Source organism: Mycobacterium ahvazicum, assembly GCF_900176255.2.
Lineage (GTDB): Bacteria > Actinomycetota > Actinomycetes > Mycobacteriales > Mycobacteriaceae > Mycobacterium > Mycobacterium ahvazicum.
On the sequence record NZ_FXEG02000002.1, the window covers coordinates 85,159 to 99,723 of the forward strand.

A 14,565-nucleotide genomic window follows, 5' to 3' on the forward strand; every position below is an offset into this window, starting at 1 on the left:
CTCACCGCAATCCGCGGCCGTTGCCGGTGGCGCCGGCCTGGGCAGTCACGCTGAAGTCGGGGGGACCGGCGGCGCTGGTCTGGGCGGCCACGCTGGAGCCGGCGGTGCCGCGGGGGCAGGCGTCGGCGGTGGCTTCCCGTCCGGCGGAGCCGGCGGCGGCATCAACGCGGGTGCCGGCGGGGGAGCCCACGGCGGCATCCTCGGCCCGGAGGGTGCGACGCTCGGTGGCGGCGGCGGTGTCGCCGGGGGTGGCGGCATCGGCGCTCACGGCCCGGCCGGGCCTGCTGGACAGGCCCCGGTAATTCAGGGCGGCGGCGGTGCGGCAGGCGGTGTCGGCGCTCACGTGACGCCGCCGTCGAACCCCGGCTCGGTCTTCCAGGGTGGAGGCTCGGGCGCTGCCGGCGGCCACGGCAGCGTGGGCGGACCGGTGATCCATGAGCCGGCGCAGCAGGCCCCGGTGCAGCACTCGCCGGCCCCGGCTCAGCATGCGCCGATCGAGCACTCGCCCGCGCCGGTGCAGCACTCGCCGGCCCCGGTGCAGCATTCGCCCGCGCCGGTGCAGCATTCACCGGCTCCGGTCGAGCACGCTCCGGCGCCGCACAGCCCATCGGTGTTCGAAGGCACTCCGCACGCTCCGGCTCCGGTGCACGAACCCGCGCCGGCACCGCACGCGTCGCCGTCGCACGTCGGCGGCCCGCACGGGTAACGCGCGCGGACCTAGCGAAACGGCGGGGATCTTTTGATCCCCGCCGATTCGCGCGCATACCGTAATCACAGATGCGAGAAAGTGGGGAACCGCGGTGACTCAAGCCAGTGATCCGAGGCGCGTCAGCGTGATCGTCGAGCTGATCGACCACACCATCGCAATCGCCGAACTCAACGACCGCGATGACCTCAAAGAGCGCCTCATGCGCGCCCGCGAACGCATCACCGACCCGCAGATCCGGGTGGTCATCGCCGGGCAACTGAAGCAGGGCAAGAGTCAGCTGCTCAACTCGTTACTCAACCTGCCGGTGGCGCGCGTCGGCGACGACGAGGCCACCGTGGTCATCACCGTCGTCAGCCATGGCGACCCGCCGTCGGCCCGGCTGATCGTGGCCGCGGGCCCCAACGGCGAGCCCGTGCCCGTCGACATCCCGATCGACGACATCAACACCGATCTGCGACGAGCGCCGCAAGCCGGCAACCGGGAAGTGCTGCGCGTCGAGATCGGCGCGCCCAGCCCGCTGCTGCAGGGCGGGCTGGCGTTCATCGACACCCCGGGTGTGGGCGGCCACGGGCAGCCACACTTGTCCGCCACGCTCGGACTGCTGCCCAACGCGGACGCACTGATCATGGTCAGCGACACCAGCCAGGAATTGACCGAGCCCGAGATGTGGTTCATCCGGCAGGCGCATCGGATCTGCCCGGTCGCAGTGCTGGCGGCCACCAAGACCGACCTCTATCCGCACTGGCGCGACATCGTCGACGCCAACACCGGGCACCTGCAGCGCGCCGGGGTGGTGATGCCGATCCTGCCGGTCTCGTCACTGCTGCGCAGCCACGCCGTCACGCAGAACGACACCGAACTCAACGAGGAATCCAACTTCCCGGCGGTCGTGAAGTTCCTCAGCGAGCGGGTGCTCTCCCGAGAGAGCGAGCGGGTGCGGGACGAGGTTCTGCGCGATATCCGTTCGGCAGCAGAACAATTGACGATGGCTGCGGGCTCAGAACTCGCGGTCGTCAACGACCCGGGGCTTCGTGACCGCCTCGCCGCCGACCTGGAGCGGCGCAAGCGTGACGCGCTGGACGCGCTGGAGCAGACCGCGCTGTGGCAGCAGGTGCTCAACGACGGCTTCACCGACCTGAGCACCGACGTCGATCACGACATGCGGGCCCGCTTCCGCGCGCTCACCGAGGACATCGAGCGACAGATCGATTCGTGTGACCCGACCCGGCATTGGGCCGAAATCGGCAGCGACGTCGAGGAAGCGGTGGCCACCGCCGTCGGGGACAACTTCGTCTGGGCTTACCAACGCGCCGAGGAGCTGGCCGACGACGTGGCGAATTCGTTCGCCGCGGCAGGGCTGGATTCGGTGCTGACGCCCGAGCTGAATCAACGCGCGATGGGCGAGGACTTCGGCCAGCTCAAGTCGGTATCCGACCTGGAGTCCAAGCCGGCGGGCAAGGGCCAGAAGATGGTGAGCGGGCTGCGTGGTTCCTACGGCGGCGTGGTGATGATCGGCATGCTGTCCTCGGTGGCGGGGCTCGGCTTGTTCAACCCCTTGTCGGTGGGCGCCGGGCTGATCCTGGGCCGCATGGCCTACAAGGAGGACAAGGAGAACCGGCTGCTGCGGGCGCGCGCCGAGGCCAAGACGAACGTGCGGCGCTTCGTTGACGACGTCTCATTCGTGGTGGGCAAGGAATCTCGCGACAGGCTCAAAATCATCCACCGCACGCTGCGCGACCACTACCGCGACATCGCCAACGAGATCTCCCGTTCGCTCAACGAATCGCTGCAGTCCACCATCGCCGCGGCGCATGTGGAAGAGGCCGAACGCGAGAACAAGATCCGTGAACTCGAGCGGCAGTTGAATATCCTGAACCAGGTCACCGACAATGTGGACAAACTGATGCCCCAGGTGACCGTAGGACGGGTGTGAGCACTAGCGATCGAGTGCGTGCGATTTTGGGCGGGACCATCCAGGCCTACCGTGGCGAGCCGGCATTCCGGAACCGACCGGAAGTCTTCTATGAACTGGACCGCATCGGCGCGCGGCTGAACGAGCCGATCCGCATCGCCCTGGCCGGCACGCTCAAGGCCGGGAAGTCCACTCTGCTCAACGCTTTGGTGGGTCAAGACATCGCCCCGACCGATGCCACCGAGGCCACCCGCATCGTGACCTGGTTCCGGCACGGTCCCACGCCGAAGGTAACCGCAAACCATTGGGGTGGAAGGCATTCCAACGTGCCGATCAACCACAGCGCCGGGTTGACCTTCGACTTCCGGACACTCAACCCGGCCGACGTGGCCGATCTGGACGTCGAGTGGCCCGCCGAAGAGCTGGTGGAGACCACGATCATCGACACCCCGGGAACGTCGTCGCTAACGCGGGAGGCCTCGGATCGCACGCTGCGGCTGCTGGTGCCCCCCGACGGGGTGCCGCGGGTGGACGCGGTGGTCTTCCTACTGCGCACCCTTAACGCCGCAGATATCGCCCTGCTCAAGCAGATTGGGCAACTCGTCGGCGGATCCGCGGGTGCCCTGGGCATCGTCGGTGTGGCATCCCGGGCCGACGAAATCGGTGCAGGCCGCATCGACGCGATGATGTCGGCGGCCGACGTGGCGCAGCGGTTCACCAAGGAGATGAACGAGACGGGCATCTGCCAAGCCGTGGTGCCGGTCTCGGGGCTGTTGGCGCTGACCGCGCGCACGCTGCGCCAAAGCGAGTTCATCGCCCTGCAGAAGCTGGCCGCGGCCGACAAGACCGAACTCAGCAAGGCCATGTTGAGCGTGGACCGTTTCGTTCGTGTCGAGAGCCCGCTGCCCGTCGACGCGGCCACCCGCGCCCAGCTGCTGGACCGGTTCGGCATGTTCGGGCTGCGGATTTCCCTCGCGGTGTTGGCCACGGGTGTCGCCGACGCGGCGGGGCTGGCCGACGAATTACTCGAGCGCAGCGGGCTAATGACGCTGCGTGAGGTCATCGATCAGCAATTCGCGCAACGCTCCGACATGCTCAAGGCGCACACCGCGCTGGTGTCGTTGCGCCGGTTCGTGGAGGCGTTCCCGATCGTCGCGACGCCCTACGTCATCGCCGACATCGACCCGCTGCTGGCCGACACGCACGCATTCGAAGAACTTCGGCTTCTCAGCCAATTATCCTCTCGCCCAACATCTTTAAATGAAGAAGAGCTGGCGTCGCTGCGCCGGGTCATCGGGGGATCGGGCACCCGCCCGGCCAGCAGGCTAGGCCTGGACCCCGAGAATGCAGACCCCGGGGAGGGGCCGCGGGCCGCGTTCGCCGCGGCGCAGCGCTGGCGCCGCCGGGCCGAGCATCCGCTCAACGACCCATTCACCACCAAGGCGTGCCGTGCCGCGGTGCGCAGCGCCGAGGCGATGGTCGCCGACTTCGCCGCGCACGGCGCCCGGCCTCAGTAGCGCCGCCACGGCCAGTGCGGCCTCTCCCGTTCGGTCGGCGGCGGCGGCGTAAAGGTGGTCGTGGGCGGCGGGGCCGTGGTGGTGCTTGGCGGCTGATAGGTCGTGGTGGGCGGCGCCTCGGTTGTGGTCGTTGTCACGGGTGGCGCCTCGGTGGCGGGGGTCGACGGTGGCGGCGGTGCCTGCGTCGTCGTCGTGGCCGGGTTGGTGTTCGACTCGGTGATTGTCACCGTCTGCTCCGGCGAGGGGGCAGTCGGTTGAGTAGGCGGGGTCTGTACCGGCGCGGGCTTCTCCTCGCCGAGCGTCAACGCCAGTATCACGGCCACCAGGATGGCCGCGGCCGCGGCAGCCAGGCTCAACACCACGGCGGGACGCTGGTACCACAGTGGCGGGGCGGGGTAAGGGCCGTCGTCGCCGTCCTCGAAATCCATTGCGTCGCGGACATATTGGCCGCTGTGCTCGGGACCGGTGTAGGGGACGGGATCTTCCTCGTCGTCGTCCTCCGACCACGCCAGCGGACGCTCTTCTTCGACCCGGGCATTCGGCATGACCTGGGTCATGTCGGCCGGCGCCGCGGCGGCCAATTGCGTCGGGTTCTCGGCGACGGGACTCGCCAGCGCGCTCGGGGAGGGATGCTGTTGACCGAAGACGGCGGCGCCGAGTGCGGCGGTGAGCCCGGGCTGCGGCGCGGTGCGCACCGGCACTCCGAGACGTTCGGAAAGGCGGGTGGCCAGCAGCGGGATGGCAGCGCCACCACCGACCGTGGCCACGGCGGTCAGGCTGGAGGTCGGAATTTCGTTGCGCCGCAGAATATTTTCGATGCCCGTTACGAATTCGTCCAGCGGACCGGAGATCAGTTCTTCAAACTCGTTGCGGGACAACTCGACATCCTCGCCGGTGACCGCGGGCAGTGTGGTCGTGGTCGCTGTCGACAGTTCTTCCTTGGCGCGGCGGCAGTGTTCGAGCAGGCGGGCCATCGAGCCCATCCGTGTCGTGCTGGCCACGCCGCCGCTGGTGTCGGCCGGAATGGCTTCACGCAGGTGATCGAGGATGAGCTCGTCGATCCCGTCGCCGGAGAATTCGGTGTACCGCACCGACGGCCCGATCTGCGCAAGGTCCGACCCGGCGTCGCTCAGCGTCACGGTGGTGCCGCCGGCGCCGAAGTCGCACAACGCGACGATGCCCGCGGTCGGAAAGTCGGGTTCGGCCCGCAGCGCGGTGAGTGCGGCGGTGGCATCGGAGATCAGCGCCGGCGGTACGCCGCCCGGCGCCAGGCCCGGCTGGGCGAAGAATTCCTCACGCAGGGCCGCGGCCTGCGCCGGCGACCAGTACGCGGGGACCGCGATCGTGACCGGTGTTCCGTAGTCGACGGTCCGGGCCATCGCCTCGAGCGCTTCGACCGTCAGCGCGTCGCCGAGGTACTTCGTCCCGTCGGCTGCCACCAGCGGAGTGCGGTCCCCGACCCGTTCGACGAACCCCCGCATCACCAGGCCGGCGTCGGCCGGATCCAGACTTTCCTCGGGCAGGCCGACTTCGGATGCCCGCTGGTCGAACAGGCTGAGCACGGATCTGCGAGTCACCACGTCACCACCGGCACGGGCCGCGACCAGGTTGGCCATCCCGATGGACAACCCAAGCGACTCGGACATCTGGCGTTCCCCTGTGCGTTGTCGTAAATGTGGCTGTGGGTTCCCGCGAGTCTAGGTGGGAGCCCGTTTCACAGACCGGGCGGCAGCGTGATCTCGGTCGGTAGCCCGGGCAGCGGGGGCAGCGTGATCACCGAGGGCAGCTGTGGCACTGGGTACGCATCGCCCGACGACGTGGTCGCAGTGGTGGTGGCGGTCGACGGCGGCGTGTCCTCGGTGGACGCCGTGGGGGTGTCGGTGGGTGTGGTGGCCGGCGGCTCGCTCGACACCGTCGGCGCCGCGCTGGTGGTGTTGAACGACCGAGGCGTCGTGGTGGAGGGAACCAAAGTGGGGCCCGTTACCGGCTCCTGCGGAGGGGCGCCATGCATGAGCTGGATGATGCCCCAGACGATCAGCGCGATCAGGACCGCGATCAGCACGCCCCACCCGGCCAACGCAATTGGTCTACGCCAACCCGGAATCGGGTCGTCAGGGTCGGGCTGGGCGGTGCCGTACGCGTCGTCACCGTAGTGGATGTAGACGGTCGGTTCGTCGTCGACGAACTGGTCTGCCGGCGCTTGCCTTGCCATGGTCGCTGAGACTATCGGGGCGGTGTCGGCCGAGGTGGGACCCACACGGGCAGGTTCCGATCGGCCGTCAAACGTTGACTTAATTGCAACCAACTCGTTAGGGGATCGCGGGGATGGTCGTCGGTAGCCAGGATGGCCAATGACGCCGACGCGTCGGTTCTTGGCGAGTCGGCTGTGGGGCCGGCGACTCGACGGGGCCGCTGGTGGGTGGCTCGGTGGTCGTGGTGGCCGATGGCGGACTCGTGGTCGTGGTGGTCGTGGCCGTGCTCGTTGTGGTCGGCGTTGTGGTCGGCGTCGTGGTGGTCGTCGTGTGGGTGCTGGGGGTGTTACTGGTGCCCTGGTCCCCGATGAGCTCGATGATGCCGTAGACGATCAGGGCGATCAGGATCAGCACGGACAGGCCCCAGATGATGAGCCCTACCGGTTTGCGGTACCAGGGGGTGGGTTCGGTGTCCTCGTCGAAAGGATCGAGCGGGGGCTCCGCCGGGTCGGGAGCGGGCGGCGGCGGTTCATCGGCCGACGGGTGATCGCCCCTACCGACGCCTCTATACCGCGTCGGTTCATTGTTGAAGTCGTCCGGGGGGCCTGCCACGGCACCGATCGTACTGACCGGCCTCAGAAGGTGGTGACCTTCTCCACGCTGACGAACATGCCGTGTCCGGTACGCGCGTTGGTGAACTTGGTACCGGCCTCGGACGCCTCGATCGTCCAGCCCTGCGCGTCGTAGGTCTTGTAGTCGATCGGGACCGTGGGAATGGCACCCAGGTTGCCCAAGATCCACTGCACGGAACCGGCAGAGGTGATGTGGACACCGTTGGCGTGTTCACCATCCTGCATGGGTGAGTCGGTGAACGGTGCCTCGCACCCGACGCTGTCCTTATTGATCTGGCAGCGCGTGACTCCGGACTTGGTCTCGATGAAGACGTAACCGTTCTGGTCGGGCGGCAGCGGAATCGCGCCGGCTGGTGCGTTCGGGTTGACCGGCGTCGTCGGTGGGATCCCGGTGGGGTACGACGGCGCGGCGCTGGGTCTCGGTGCGGGAAAAGCGGGTTCGGTCGGTCCGGCGCCCGGCGCGGCGACCGGTCTGCCCTCGATGACGGACGAACAGCCGTTGATCAGCATGGGACTGATCACCAATATGGGCGAAAGCAGCAAGGTTCCACCGGCAAGACTCCACCGTGTCCTCTGCGAAAACCGCACGCGTCGCTCCCGAATCTTGGAGATATCAGAAGCAGACTACGCAGCAGACGGCGCTATGTGCTGGGGCGACGCGCGTTTGGAATGCCGTCGATAGCAAAGTGTTATCGCTGGACGGCAGACTCCGGCGCGTCGCGCGCCTCGCGCGTAATCTCGGCGGCGCGATGCGCGGCGGCGACGATGCCCTGATACCCGGTGCATCGGCAGAAGTTGCCGGACAGGCCTTCCCGGATTTCCCCGTCGGTCGGATCGGGATTGTCACGCAACATCGCCGTGAGCGACATCACGAAACCCGGCGTGCAGAATCCACATTGCAGGCCATGGCACTCCCGCAGCGCCGACTGCACCGGTGACAGGGTGCCGTCCGGCGCCGCGATGCCCTCGACGGTCGTCACCTCCATGCCGTCCACCTGCACCGCGAACATCAGACACGACCGCACCGCATCGCCGTCCAGCAGCACCGTGCACGCGCCGCAGGCCCCGTGCTCGCAGCCGAGGTGGGTACCGGTCGGCCCGCACTTGTCGCGCAGGAAGTCCGCCAGCGTCATGCGTGGCTCGACGGTGGCGACGAACGGAGTTCCGTTGACCGACAAGCGGACTGATCGTTCATGCATGTCGTGCTCCCGCGGCGTGTTCGATGGCTTTGGTCCAGGCGCGTGCGGTCATCGTGGCGCCCACCTGCCTGCGATATGACGCCGACCCCTGCAGATCGACCGGAATCGCGTCGAGTCCCGTCATCGCGGCCCGACCCACCTCTTCGGCGGCCACGTCGCCGGCCGGCCGGCCGATCACCGCCTGCTCGGCGGCGGTGGCGCGCAGCGGCGTGGGACCCAGTCCCAGCAAGCCGATTGCACAGCGCGATATCCGGGCACCGTCATCGAGCGTCACCGCGACCAGCGCGCCCGCGATCGCGAAATCGCCGTGGCGGCGCGAGAATTCGTGCATCGAGAATCCGGATCTGCCGTTCCAGAGGGGGAAGCGGACTCCGGTCAGCACTTCGTCGGATTCCATCGTGGTCTCCCACACCCCGGCGAAGAAGTCCGCGGCGGTGATCTCGCGACGCCCGCGCGGCGAAAGCACCTCCATGGTCGCGTCCAGGGTCAGCGCGACGGCCGGGTACTCGCCCGCGGCGTCGGCGTGCGCGATCGAGCCGCCCAGGGTGCCGCGATTGCGGATCTGGAAGTGCCCGATGAACGGTGTCACCTGAGCCAGTAACGGAACCGATTGACGGACGCGGGGATCGGCGCCCACCTTGGCCTCGGTGGTGCCGGCGCCGATCCACAGCTCGTGGCCCCGATGGTCGATGCCCTGCAGTTCGGTGAGCCGGGAAATGTCGATCAGGTGGTCGAAGTAGGCCAGCCGCATCGACAGCATCGGGATCAAGCTCTGCCCGCCGGCCAGGATTTTCGCCTCGTCGCCGAGGTCGGCCAGCAGACCCACCGCCTCTTGGATCGTGGCGGGCCGGTGGTAGTCGAACGTCGCGGGTTTCATTGATTTCCCTCGGCCACCAATGCGGCAATCGACGCCGGGGTGGCCGGCAGCCGGGTGATCGCCACTCCCAGCGGAGCCAGCGCGTCGTTGATCGCATTGATCACCGCCGGCGTCGAGCCGATCGCACCACCCTCGCCGGCACCCTTGTACCCGCCCGGCCCGGGGCCGGGGATCTCGACGTGACCGAACTCGATTGGCGGCACCTCCGTGGCCGTGGGCAGCAGATAGTCGACGAAAGTTGTTGCCAGCGGGTTGCCGTCGCCGTCGTAGACCATGTCCTCCATCAGCGCGCCGCCAATGCCCTGCACCGTTCCGCCCGCGATCTGGCCCTCCACGATCGCGGGATTTATCATCGGCCCGACGTCTTCGCTGACGATGTAGCGCAACAACGTGACCTTGCCGGTCTCGATATCCACCTCGCAGGTGCAGGCATGAGTCGCGTTGGACCACAGGATCGGCGCCTTGGCGACGTAGCGTGCGGTGGCCTCCAATGACGTCCCCGGCGGCAGCTGCTGCGGTGAGTAGTAGGCGGCGTAGGCCAGCTCGGCGAAGCTCAGCTTCTTCGACGAGTCACCGCGCACCGAGGCGGTCGAATGTGCCAGTTCCACTTCGGATTCGGTGACCTTGAGCTGGTGTGCGGCCAGCGTCACGAGTTTTTGCCGCAGGATCGCCCCGGCTTCTTCGACCGCCCCGGCGGTCATCGGCCCGCTGCGGCTGCCCTGCGTCCCGGCGCCGTACGGAGTGATCGCCGTGTCGCCCTGGATGGTGGCCACGTCGTCGATGTCCGCGCCCAGTGCATCGGCGGTTAGCTGAATCACGGTGGTTTCCAAGCTGTTTCCGCTCGAGCCGCCGTTCACGTAGACGTTGATCCTGCCCGTCGGTTCCATCGTCATCGTGGCGCCTTCGGTCGCCAGGTGACCGGTCGCCGCGCCGGTGGGCTCGATGTACGCCGAGAACCCGAGGCCCAGGTAGCGGCCCCGAGCCAGCGCCTCGCGCTGTTCCTTGCGAAAGCCTTCGTGGTCAAGGATTTTCACGGCCTGCTCGAAAGTCTCGGCCGGGGCGACGTGATCGTAGGGCATGCCGTTGGGGTTGAAGTAGGGCATCTCGTCGCGGCGCAGCAGGTTTCGCCGTCGCAGATCGACGGGATCCAGGCCCATCTTGCGGGCGCCGATGTCGAGAAGTATTTCGCGGGCCAGCGTTTCGTACTGCCAGGGGCCGCGGTAGGCGGCCAGGCCGCTGGTGTTGGAGAACACCGTCTTGTAGTTGAAGCTGGCCTTGGGCACGCGGTAGGGCCCCGGGAAGAACATGCCGATGGCCGCGGTGGTCAACACCGGATACGGCGTCGGATACGCGCCGATGTCCTGGATGAAGTCGATGTCGGCGGCCGCGATGTGGCCGTCCGCGTCGAATGCCATCCGGGCGGTGCCGTTGACGTGGCGGGCTTGTCCGGCCGACATCAGATTCTCGCGCCGGTCCTCGATCCACTTCAGCGCCGCCGGAACCTTGCGGGCGGCCAGCATGATGCACATGTCTTCCCGCATCGGAACGACCTTCTGGCCGAAACCGCCGCCGGTGTCGCGCATGATGACCCGAACCCGTTGTGCCGCAATGCCTAACAAGCGCGCGCAAAATGCGCGCAGTTCGTGCGGGGTCTGGGTGGACGCCCACAGGGTGAGCTCTCCGGTGGCGGCGACCCACTCGACTACCAGGCCACGCGTCTCGATCGGCACCGGCGCGTAAATCTGTTGGTAAATCTCCTCTTTCACCACGCAGGCGGCCGAGCCGAAGATCTCTTCGTCCGGCGGCGCGCCGCCCATCCCGCCTGCGACGTTGTCGGCGTACGTCTGGTGCACCAGCACGTCGGAAGTCTGCGCTGCGGTGAAGTCGGAAACCGCGGGCAACGGCTCGTAGTCGACGTCGACCAGTTCGAGCGCGTCCTCGGCGACGTAGCGGCTCTCGGCGACGATCAGCGCGACCGGGTCGCCGACGAACTTCGCCTCGCCGTCGGCCAGCGGCGGCCGCGGGGTGTCCGCGACGTCCTTACCGGCGACGGCGTGCCAGGACTCCTTGACGTCGGCGTTGAGGTCGGCTGCGGTGAACACCGCATGCACGCCGGGCAGCGCCAGCGCCGCGGCGGCGTCGATACCGTTGATCCGGGCGCGGGCGAACGGGCTGCGCACAAAGCAGGCGTGCAGCATGCCGGGCCGCGAGATGTCGTCCACGAAGGTGCCGTGGCCGGTCAGCAACCGGCCGTCCTCGACCCGCGGCACCCGGGTCCCGGCATAGCGGGGCGGCGGGGCGGTGGGCGGCCGTTGCACATCCTGAGTCATATCGCTCCATGGGGCTGTCGCTGAGCGAGAAGGTGAATGCCATCATAGGAGAGTGCGGTTACCGCGGTTCACCGATCCGCCACACCACGTCGCAGTCTTGCTGGCCGCCGGTGCCGGTCGCCGGTACGGGAAGCCGAAAGTCCTGGTCGAGGGCTGGCTGGACATCGCGGTCCGGGCGCTGCGCGACGGGGGATGCGCCGATGTCGTCCTGGTCTTGGGGGCCGCGCAGGTCGTGGCCCCGCCCGGCGTCACGGCCATCACCGCGCCGCAATGGCACGAGGGGCTCAGCGCGTCGGTGCGCGCGGGCCTGGCCGAGGCGGATCGGATGGGCGCCGACTACGCGGTCGTGCACGTGATCGACACTCCCGACGTGGGCCCCGACGTCATCGCGCGGGTGCTCGGCCGGGTCACGGACACCGGGCTGGCGCGTGCGTACTTCGGCGACCGGCCCGGGCATCCGGTGGTCATCGCGCGCCGGCACTGGCCCGAGGTGCTGGCCCGGATCTCCGGAGACAAAGGCGCCGGGGCGTATCTGCGCGGCCGCCACGACGTCGAGATCGTCGACTGCAGTGACCTCGCCGGCGGTCACGACGTCGACGAGCCCGGTTAAGTCACAGACCCAGTAGCTTCTCGGCGTTGCGGTGGCTGATGCGCGCCCGTTCGTCGTCGGTCAGCTCGAGCCCCTCCAGGAACGCGCGGGCGGCCTTCATCGACCCGAACGGGTAGTCGGCCGAGAACGCCACCCGGTCGATGCCGACCTGGGCGACCAGGTTGGCGTATGTCGCTTCGTCGTTGAAGTTGGCGAACGTGTAGTGCACGTTGCGCCGCAGGTAGGTGCTCACGGGGTGGTCGAGTCCGGTCAGTTCCGGCCTCAGCGTCGCGTCGAAGCGCGGCAGCATGAACGACGTCGACTCCCCCATGTGCCCGATCACGATCTGCAACTGCGGGTAGCGGTCGAATACGCCGCCGAGGATCAGCCGCAGCAGGTGTGTGGCGGTGTTGATGTGCCAGCCCCACCCCACGGTCGCGAAGGCAAACGTGACCTCGGGGGAGAACCCCGCGTAGCTGGACTCGATGACGCCCGCCGGCGGGATCGTCGGGGGCAGATAGACCGGAGCGGTGAGCGCCGCCGCGCGATCGAGAATCGGCTCGAAGAACGGGTCGTCCAGATAGCGACCTTGGCTGTGCCCGTTGATCCCCGCGCCCACGAAGCCGAGCGTGCGCATCGCCCGCTCCAATTCGTCGGCCGCCGCGTCGGGCGCGCTGACCGGCACGCAGGCGAAGCCCGCCAGCCGCCCGGGGTACCGGGCGACCGCCGCGGCGAGTTCGTCGTTGCATTCGCGGGCCAGCGGGACCGCTTTCGGGCCGTCCAGCTGCTCGACACCGGGCGCGGCCAGCGACAGCACCGCCAGATCGATACCCGCCTCGTCCATCGCGGCGATGCGGCCGTCGCCGAGATCGGCGATGGGCTCGATCACGCCCGCGCGCGATGCGAGCCAGCTCCCCGGGCCGCTCAGGAATCCCGCTGTGGCGTAATGCTCTTCGAGTGCGATGGTCCGCACTTGGTCGTCCTCAGCTCTCCAGGACGCGGTTGGCCGCGGTCCAATACGGCAGTTCGTCGCGCTTGGCCGCCCACCGAATCGTCTTGGTGTAGCCGTATTCGGCCAGCGTCTCCTCGGCGTGCTCGCGTCCGAAGCCGCTGTGGCCCACCCCGCCGAATCCGGTGCCGATCGCGATCCGGACATAGTTGTTGACGAAGACGGCGCCGGCCCGGATCTGCCGGCTCACCCGCAACGCGCGGTCGCCGTCCTGGGTGAACACCGCCGCCACCAGTCCGAACGGAGTGCTGTTGGCGATCCGCACCGCCTCACCCTCCTCGGTGAACGGGATCAGGGTGACGACCGGTCCGAAAATCTCCTCCCGGGCGACCCGCATCCGCGGAGTCACATCGGTCAGCACGGTTGGCGACACGTAGAACCCGTCGGCCAGGCGAGGGTCGTCGGGCAGCGGCGCCTGGGCGGCGATACGCGCGCCCTCGGCCACGCCGAGCTTGAGGTAGTCCAGCACCTGCTTCTGCTGCGCCCGGGTGACCAACGGTCCGACATCCGTCGTGGGATCGGCTCCGTCGCCCACCCGCAGCTTTGTCACCGCCTTGCACAGCTTCGCGGCGAACTCGTTATAGATCTTGTCCTGCACCAGGATTCGCGACGACGCGGTGCACGCCTCGCCTTGGTTGAAGAAGCCGCCGTCGATGGCCGCCATCAGCGCCTCGTGCATGTTGGCGTCGTCGAAGACGATCAGCGGGTTCTTGCCGCCCAGTTCCATCAGCGTCGGGGTCAGGTTGCAGGCGGCATTGCGCATCACGGCCGAACCCGTCCGCGGCGACCCGGTGAAGGACACCTTGCCCACCAGGCGATGTCCGGCGAGCGCAGCACCCACCTCGCCCTTGCCCGGCACGGCGTGCACCACGCGGTCCGGCAGCACCGACTGAATCAGCTCGACCATGCGCAGCACGACCGAGGGGGTCTGCTCCGGTGGCTTCAGCACGACGGCGTTACCGACGGCGAGTGCCGGAGCGATCTTCCCGGCGGTGTGGATGGGTGGCCAGTTGAACGGCACAATGGCCGCGATCACGCCGTACGGCTCGAGCGTGGTGACGTCCAGGACGGTGTCGTGGTCGCGCGCCTTGTTCGGCAGGTTCTCCACGATGCTGCTGAAGAACTCGAAGATCGAGATCGCCGCTTCGAGGTCGAACTGGCGCGCCTGGGCGATCGGCTTGCCCATTTCCCGAGACTCGAGCACCGCGAGTTCGTCCGCGTGCGCGCGGATGACTTCGGCGATCTGGCGCAGATAGCCCCCGCGCTCCCGGGCCGGCCGCTGCTTCCAGCGCAGGTGTGCGGCGTGGGCTTTGCGCACCGCCTGGTCGACCTCGTTGGGTCCCGCTCCCTGCACCACGGTGACGGTTCGGCCCGTCGCGGGGTTCTCGACGACGAATTGGTCGTCGGTGGAGGCAGACGACCAGCGTGTTCTGGTCCTGGTCAGGGCGGGAGCTTGCAGAGTCATTGGCACGTCCAGCAAGGTTGGGGGGTGGGGGCGGTCGACGGGCGGTCAGTCACGCTCGACGTCGTCGACGCTACGTTTAGCTGCGGCATCAGGGCCAACGAAATGTTCTGATGGGTACTAGCACGGGCGGTGAT

Annotated in this window: 14 protein-coding genes; 4 read left to right on the plus strand and 10 right to left on the minus strand. The window is 68.3% G+C overall.

The window, feature by feature from the left end:
• Position 1 precedes the first annotated feature (1 nt).
• Positions 2-343 (minus strand): hypothetical protein, encoded by a 342-nt coding sequence (locus MAAFP003_RS29865; protein WP_096284154.1) that lies wholly within the window; start codon positions 341-343, stop codon positions 2-4.
• Here MAAFP003_RS29865 and MAAFP003_RS02535 point away from each other — a divergent pair, their 5' ends adjacent.
• The 3 genes from MAAFP003_RS02535 to MAAFP003_RS02545 all read left to right on the plus strand — a co-directional run bounded on the left by MAAFP003_RS02535 (position 344) and on the right by MAAFP003_RS02545 (position 4,138).
• Positions 344-706, plus strand: a complete 363-nt coding sequence (locus MAAFP003_RS02535; RefSeq protein WP_096284156.1) for a hypothetical protein — start codon at positions 344-346, stop codon at positions 704-706. It begins immediately after the preceding gene.
• A 94-nt stretch (positions 707-800) separates the two neighbouring features.
• Positions 801-2,642, plus strand: a complete 1,842-nt coding sequence (locus tag MAAFP003_RS02540; protein WP_096284158.1) for a dynamin-like GTPase family protein — start codon at positions 801-803, stop codon at positions 2,640-2,642.
• Positions 2,639-4,138: a dynamin-like GTPase family protein gene (locus tag MAAFP003_RS02545; RefSeq protein WP_096284160.1), complete on the plus strand. Its 1,500-nt coding sequence runs from the start codon at positions 2,639-2,641 to the stop codon at positions 4,136-4,138. The genes MAAFP003_RS02540 and MAAFP003_RS02545 overlap by 4 nt, the downstream gene beginning before the upstream one ends.
• Here MAAFP003_RS02545 and MAAFP003_RS02550 read toward each other — a convergent pair.
• From MAAFP003_RS02550 to MAAFP003_RS02575, 7 genes are all read right to left on the minus strand, one after another.
• On the minus strand, positions 4,132-5,784 hold the full coding sequence (locus MAAFP003_RS02550; RefSeq protein ID WP_096284162.1) for an Hsp70 family protein: 1,653 nt from the start codon (positions 5,782-5,784) through the stop codon (positions 4,132-4,134). The genes MAAFP003_RS02545 and MAAFP003_RS02550 overlap by 7 nt on opposite strands.
• A 68-nt stretch (positions 5,785-5,852) precedes the next feature.
• Positions 5,853-6,350, minus strand: a complete 498-nt coding sequence (locus MAAFP003_RS02555; protein ID WP_133160815.1) for an oligopeptide transporter substrate-binding protein — start codon at positions 6,348-6,350, stop codon at positions 5,853-5,855.
• Between the two features lie 97 nt (positions 6,351-6,447).
• On the minus strand, positions 6,448-6,942 hold the full coding sequence (locus MAAFP003_RS28905; protein WP_096284166.1) for a hypothetical protein: 495 nt from the start codon (positions 6,940-6,942) through the stop codon (positions 6,448-6,450).
• Positions 6,943-6,965: 23 nt separating this feature from the next.
• Positions 6,966-7,472 (minus strand): hypothetical protein, encoded by a 507-nt coding sequence (locus MAAFP003_RS02560; RefSeq protein WP_423790878.1) that lies wholly within the window; start codon positions 7,470-7,472, stop codon positions 6,966-6,968.
• A gap of 179 nt (positions 7,473-7,651) precedes the next feature.
• A complete protein-coding gene (locus tag MAAFP003_RS02565) occupies positions 7,652-8,161 on the minus strand; it encodes a (2Fe-2S)-binding protein (protein ID WP_096284170.1) in 510 nt (169 codons plus the stop codon).
• Positions 8,154-9,038, minus strand: a complete 885-nt coding sequence (locus MAAFP003_RS02570; protein WP_096284172.1) for an FAD binding domain-containing protein — start codon at positions 9,036-9,038, stop codon at positions 8,154-8,156. The genes MAAFP003_RS02565 and MAAFP003_RS02570 overlap by 8 nt, the downstream gene beginning before the upstream one ends.
• On the minus strand, positions 9,035-11,368 hold the full coding sequence (locus MAAFP003_RS02575; RefSeq protein ID WP_096284174.1) for a xanthine dehydrogenase family protein molybdopterin-binding subunit: 2,334 nt from the start codon (positions 11,366-11,368) through the stop codon (positions 9,035-9,037). Before MAAFP003_RS02575 ends, MAAFP003_RS02570 begins: the two co-directional genes overlap by 4 nt.
• A gap of 52 nt (positions 11,369-11,420) precedes the next feature.
• On the opposite strand from MAAFP003_RS02575, the gene MAAFP003_RS02580 reads away from it, so the two are divergent.
• Positions 11,421-11,978 carry a nucleotidyltransferase family protein gene (locus MAAFP003_RS02580; protein ID WP_096284176.1) on the plus strand — a complete coding sequence of 186 codons (558 nt, stop codon included), beginning with the start codon at positions 11,421-11,423 and terminating at the stop codon, positions 11,976-11,978.
• 1 nt (position 11,979) lies between these two features.
• On the opposite strand, the gene MAAFP003_RS02585 is transcribed toward MAAFP003_RS02580, so the two are convergent.
• A complete protein-coding gene (locus MAAFP003_RS02585) occupies positions 11,980-12,930 on the minus strand; it encodes an amidohydrolase family protein (protein WP_096284178.1) in 951 nt (316 codons plus the stop codon).
• Positions 12,931-12,940: 10 nt separating this feature from the next.
• On the minus strand, positions 12,941-14,431 hold the full coding sequence (locus MAAFP003_RS02590; protein ID WP_096284179.1) for an aldehyde dehydrogenase family protein: 1,491 nt from the start codon (positions 14,429-14,431) through the stop codon (positions 12,941-12,943).
• Between the last annotated feature and the right edge of the window lie 134 nt (positions 14,432-14,565).

Bases quoted from the DNA above. Each gene is read 5' to 3' on its own strand.
- MAAFP003_RS02550 (WP_096284162.1), bottom strand. From the start codon at position 5,784: ATGTCCGAGTCGCTTGGGTTGTCCATCGGGATGGCCAACCTGGTCGCG.
- MAAFP003_RS02555 (WP_133160815.1), bottom strand. From the start codon at position 6,350: ATGGCAAGGCAAGCGCCGGCAGACCAGTTCGTCGACGACGAACCGACC.
- MAAFP003_RS02560 (WP_423790878.1), bottom strand. From the start codon at position 7,472: ATGCTGATCAACGGCTGTTCGTCCGTCATCGAGGGCAGACCGGTCGCC.
- MAAFP003_RS02565 (WP_096284170.1), bottom strand. From the start codon at position 8,161: ATGCATGAACGATCAGTCCGCTTGTCGGTCAACGGAACTCCGTTCGTC.
- MAAFP003_RS02570 (WP_096284172.1), bottom strand. From the start codon at position 9,038: ATGAAACCCGCGACGTTCGACTACCACCGGCCCGCCACGATCCAAGAG.
- MAAFP003_RS02575 (WP_096284174.1), bottom strand. From the start codon at position 11,368: ATGACTCAGGATGTGCAACGGCCGCCCACCGCCCCGCCGCCCCGCTAT.
- MAAFP003_RS02590 (WP_096284179.1), bottom strand. From the start codon at position 14,431: ATGACTCTGCAAGCTCCCGCCCTGACCAGGACCAGAACACGCTGGTCG.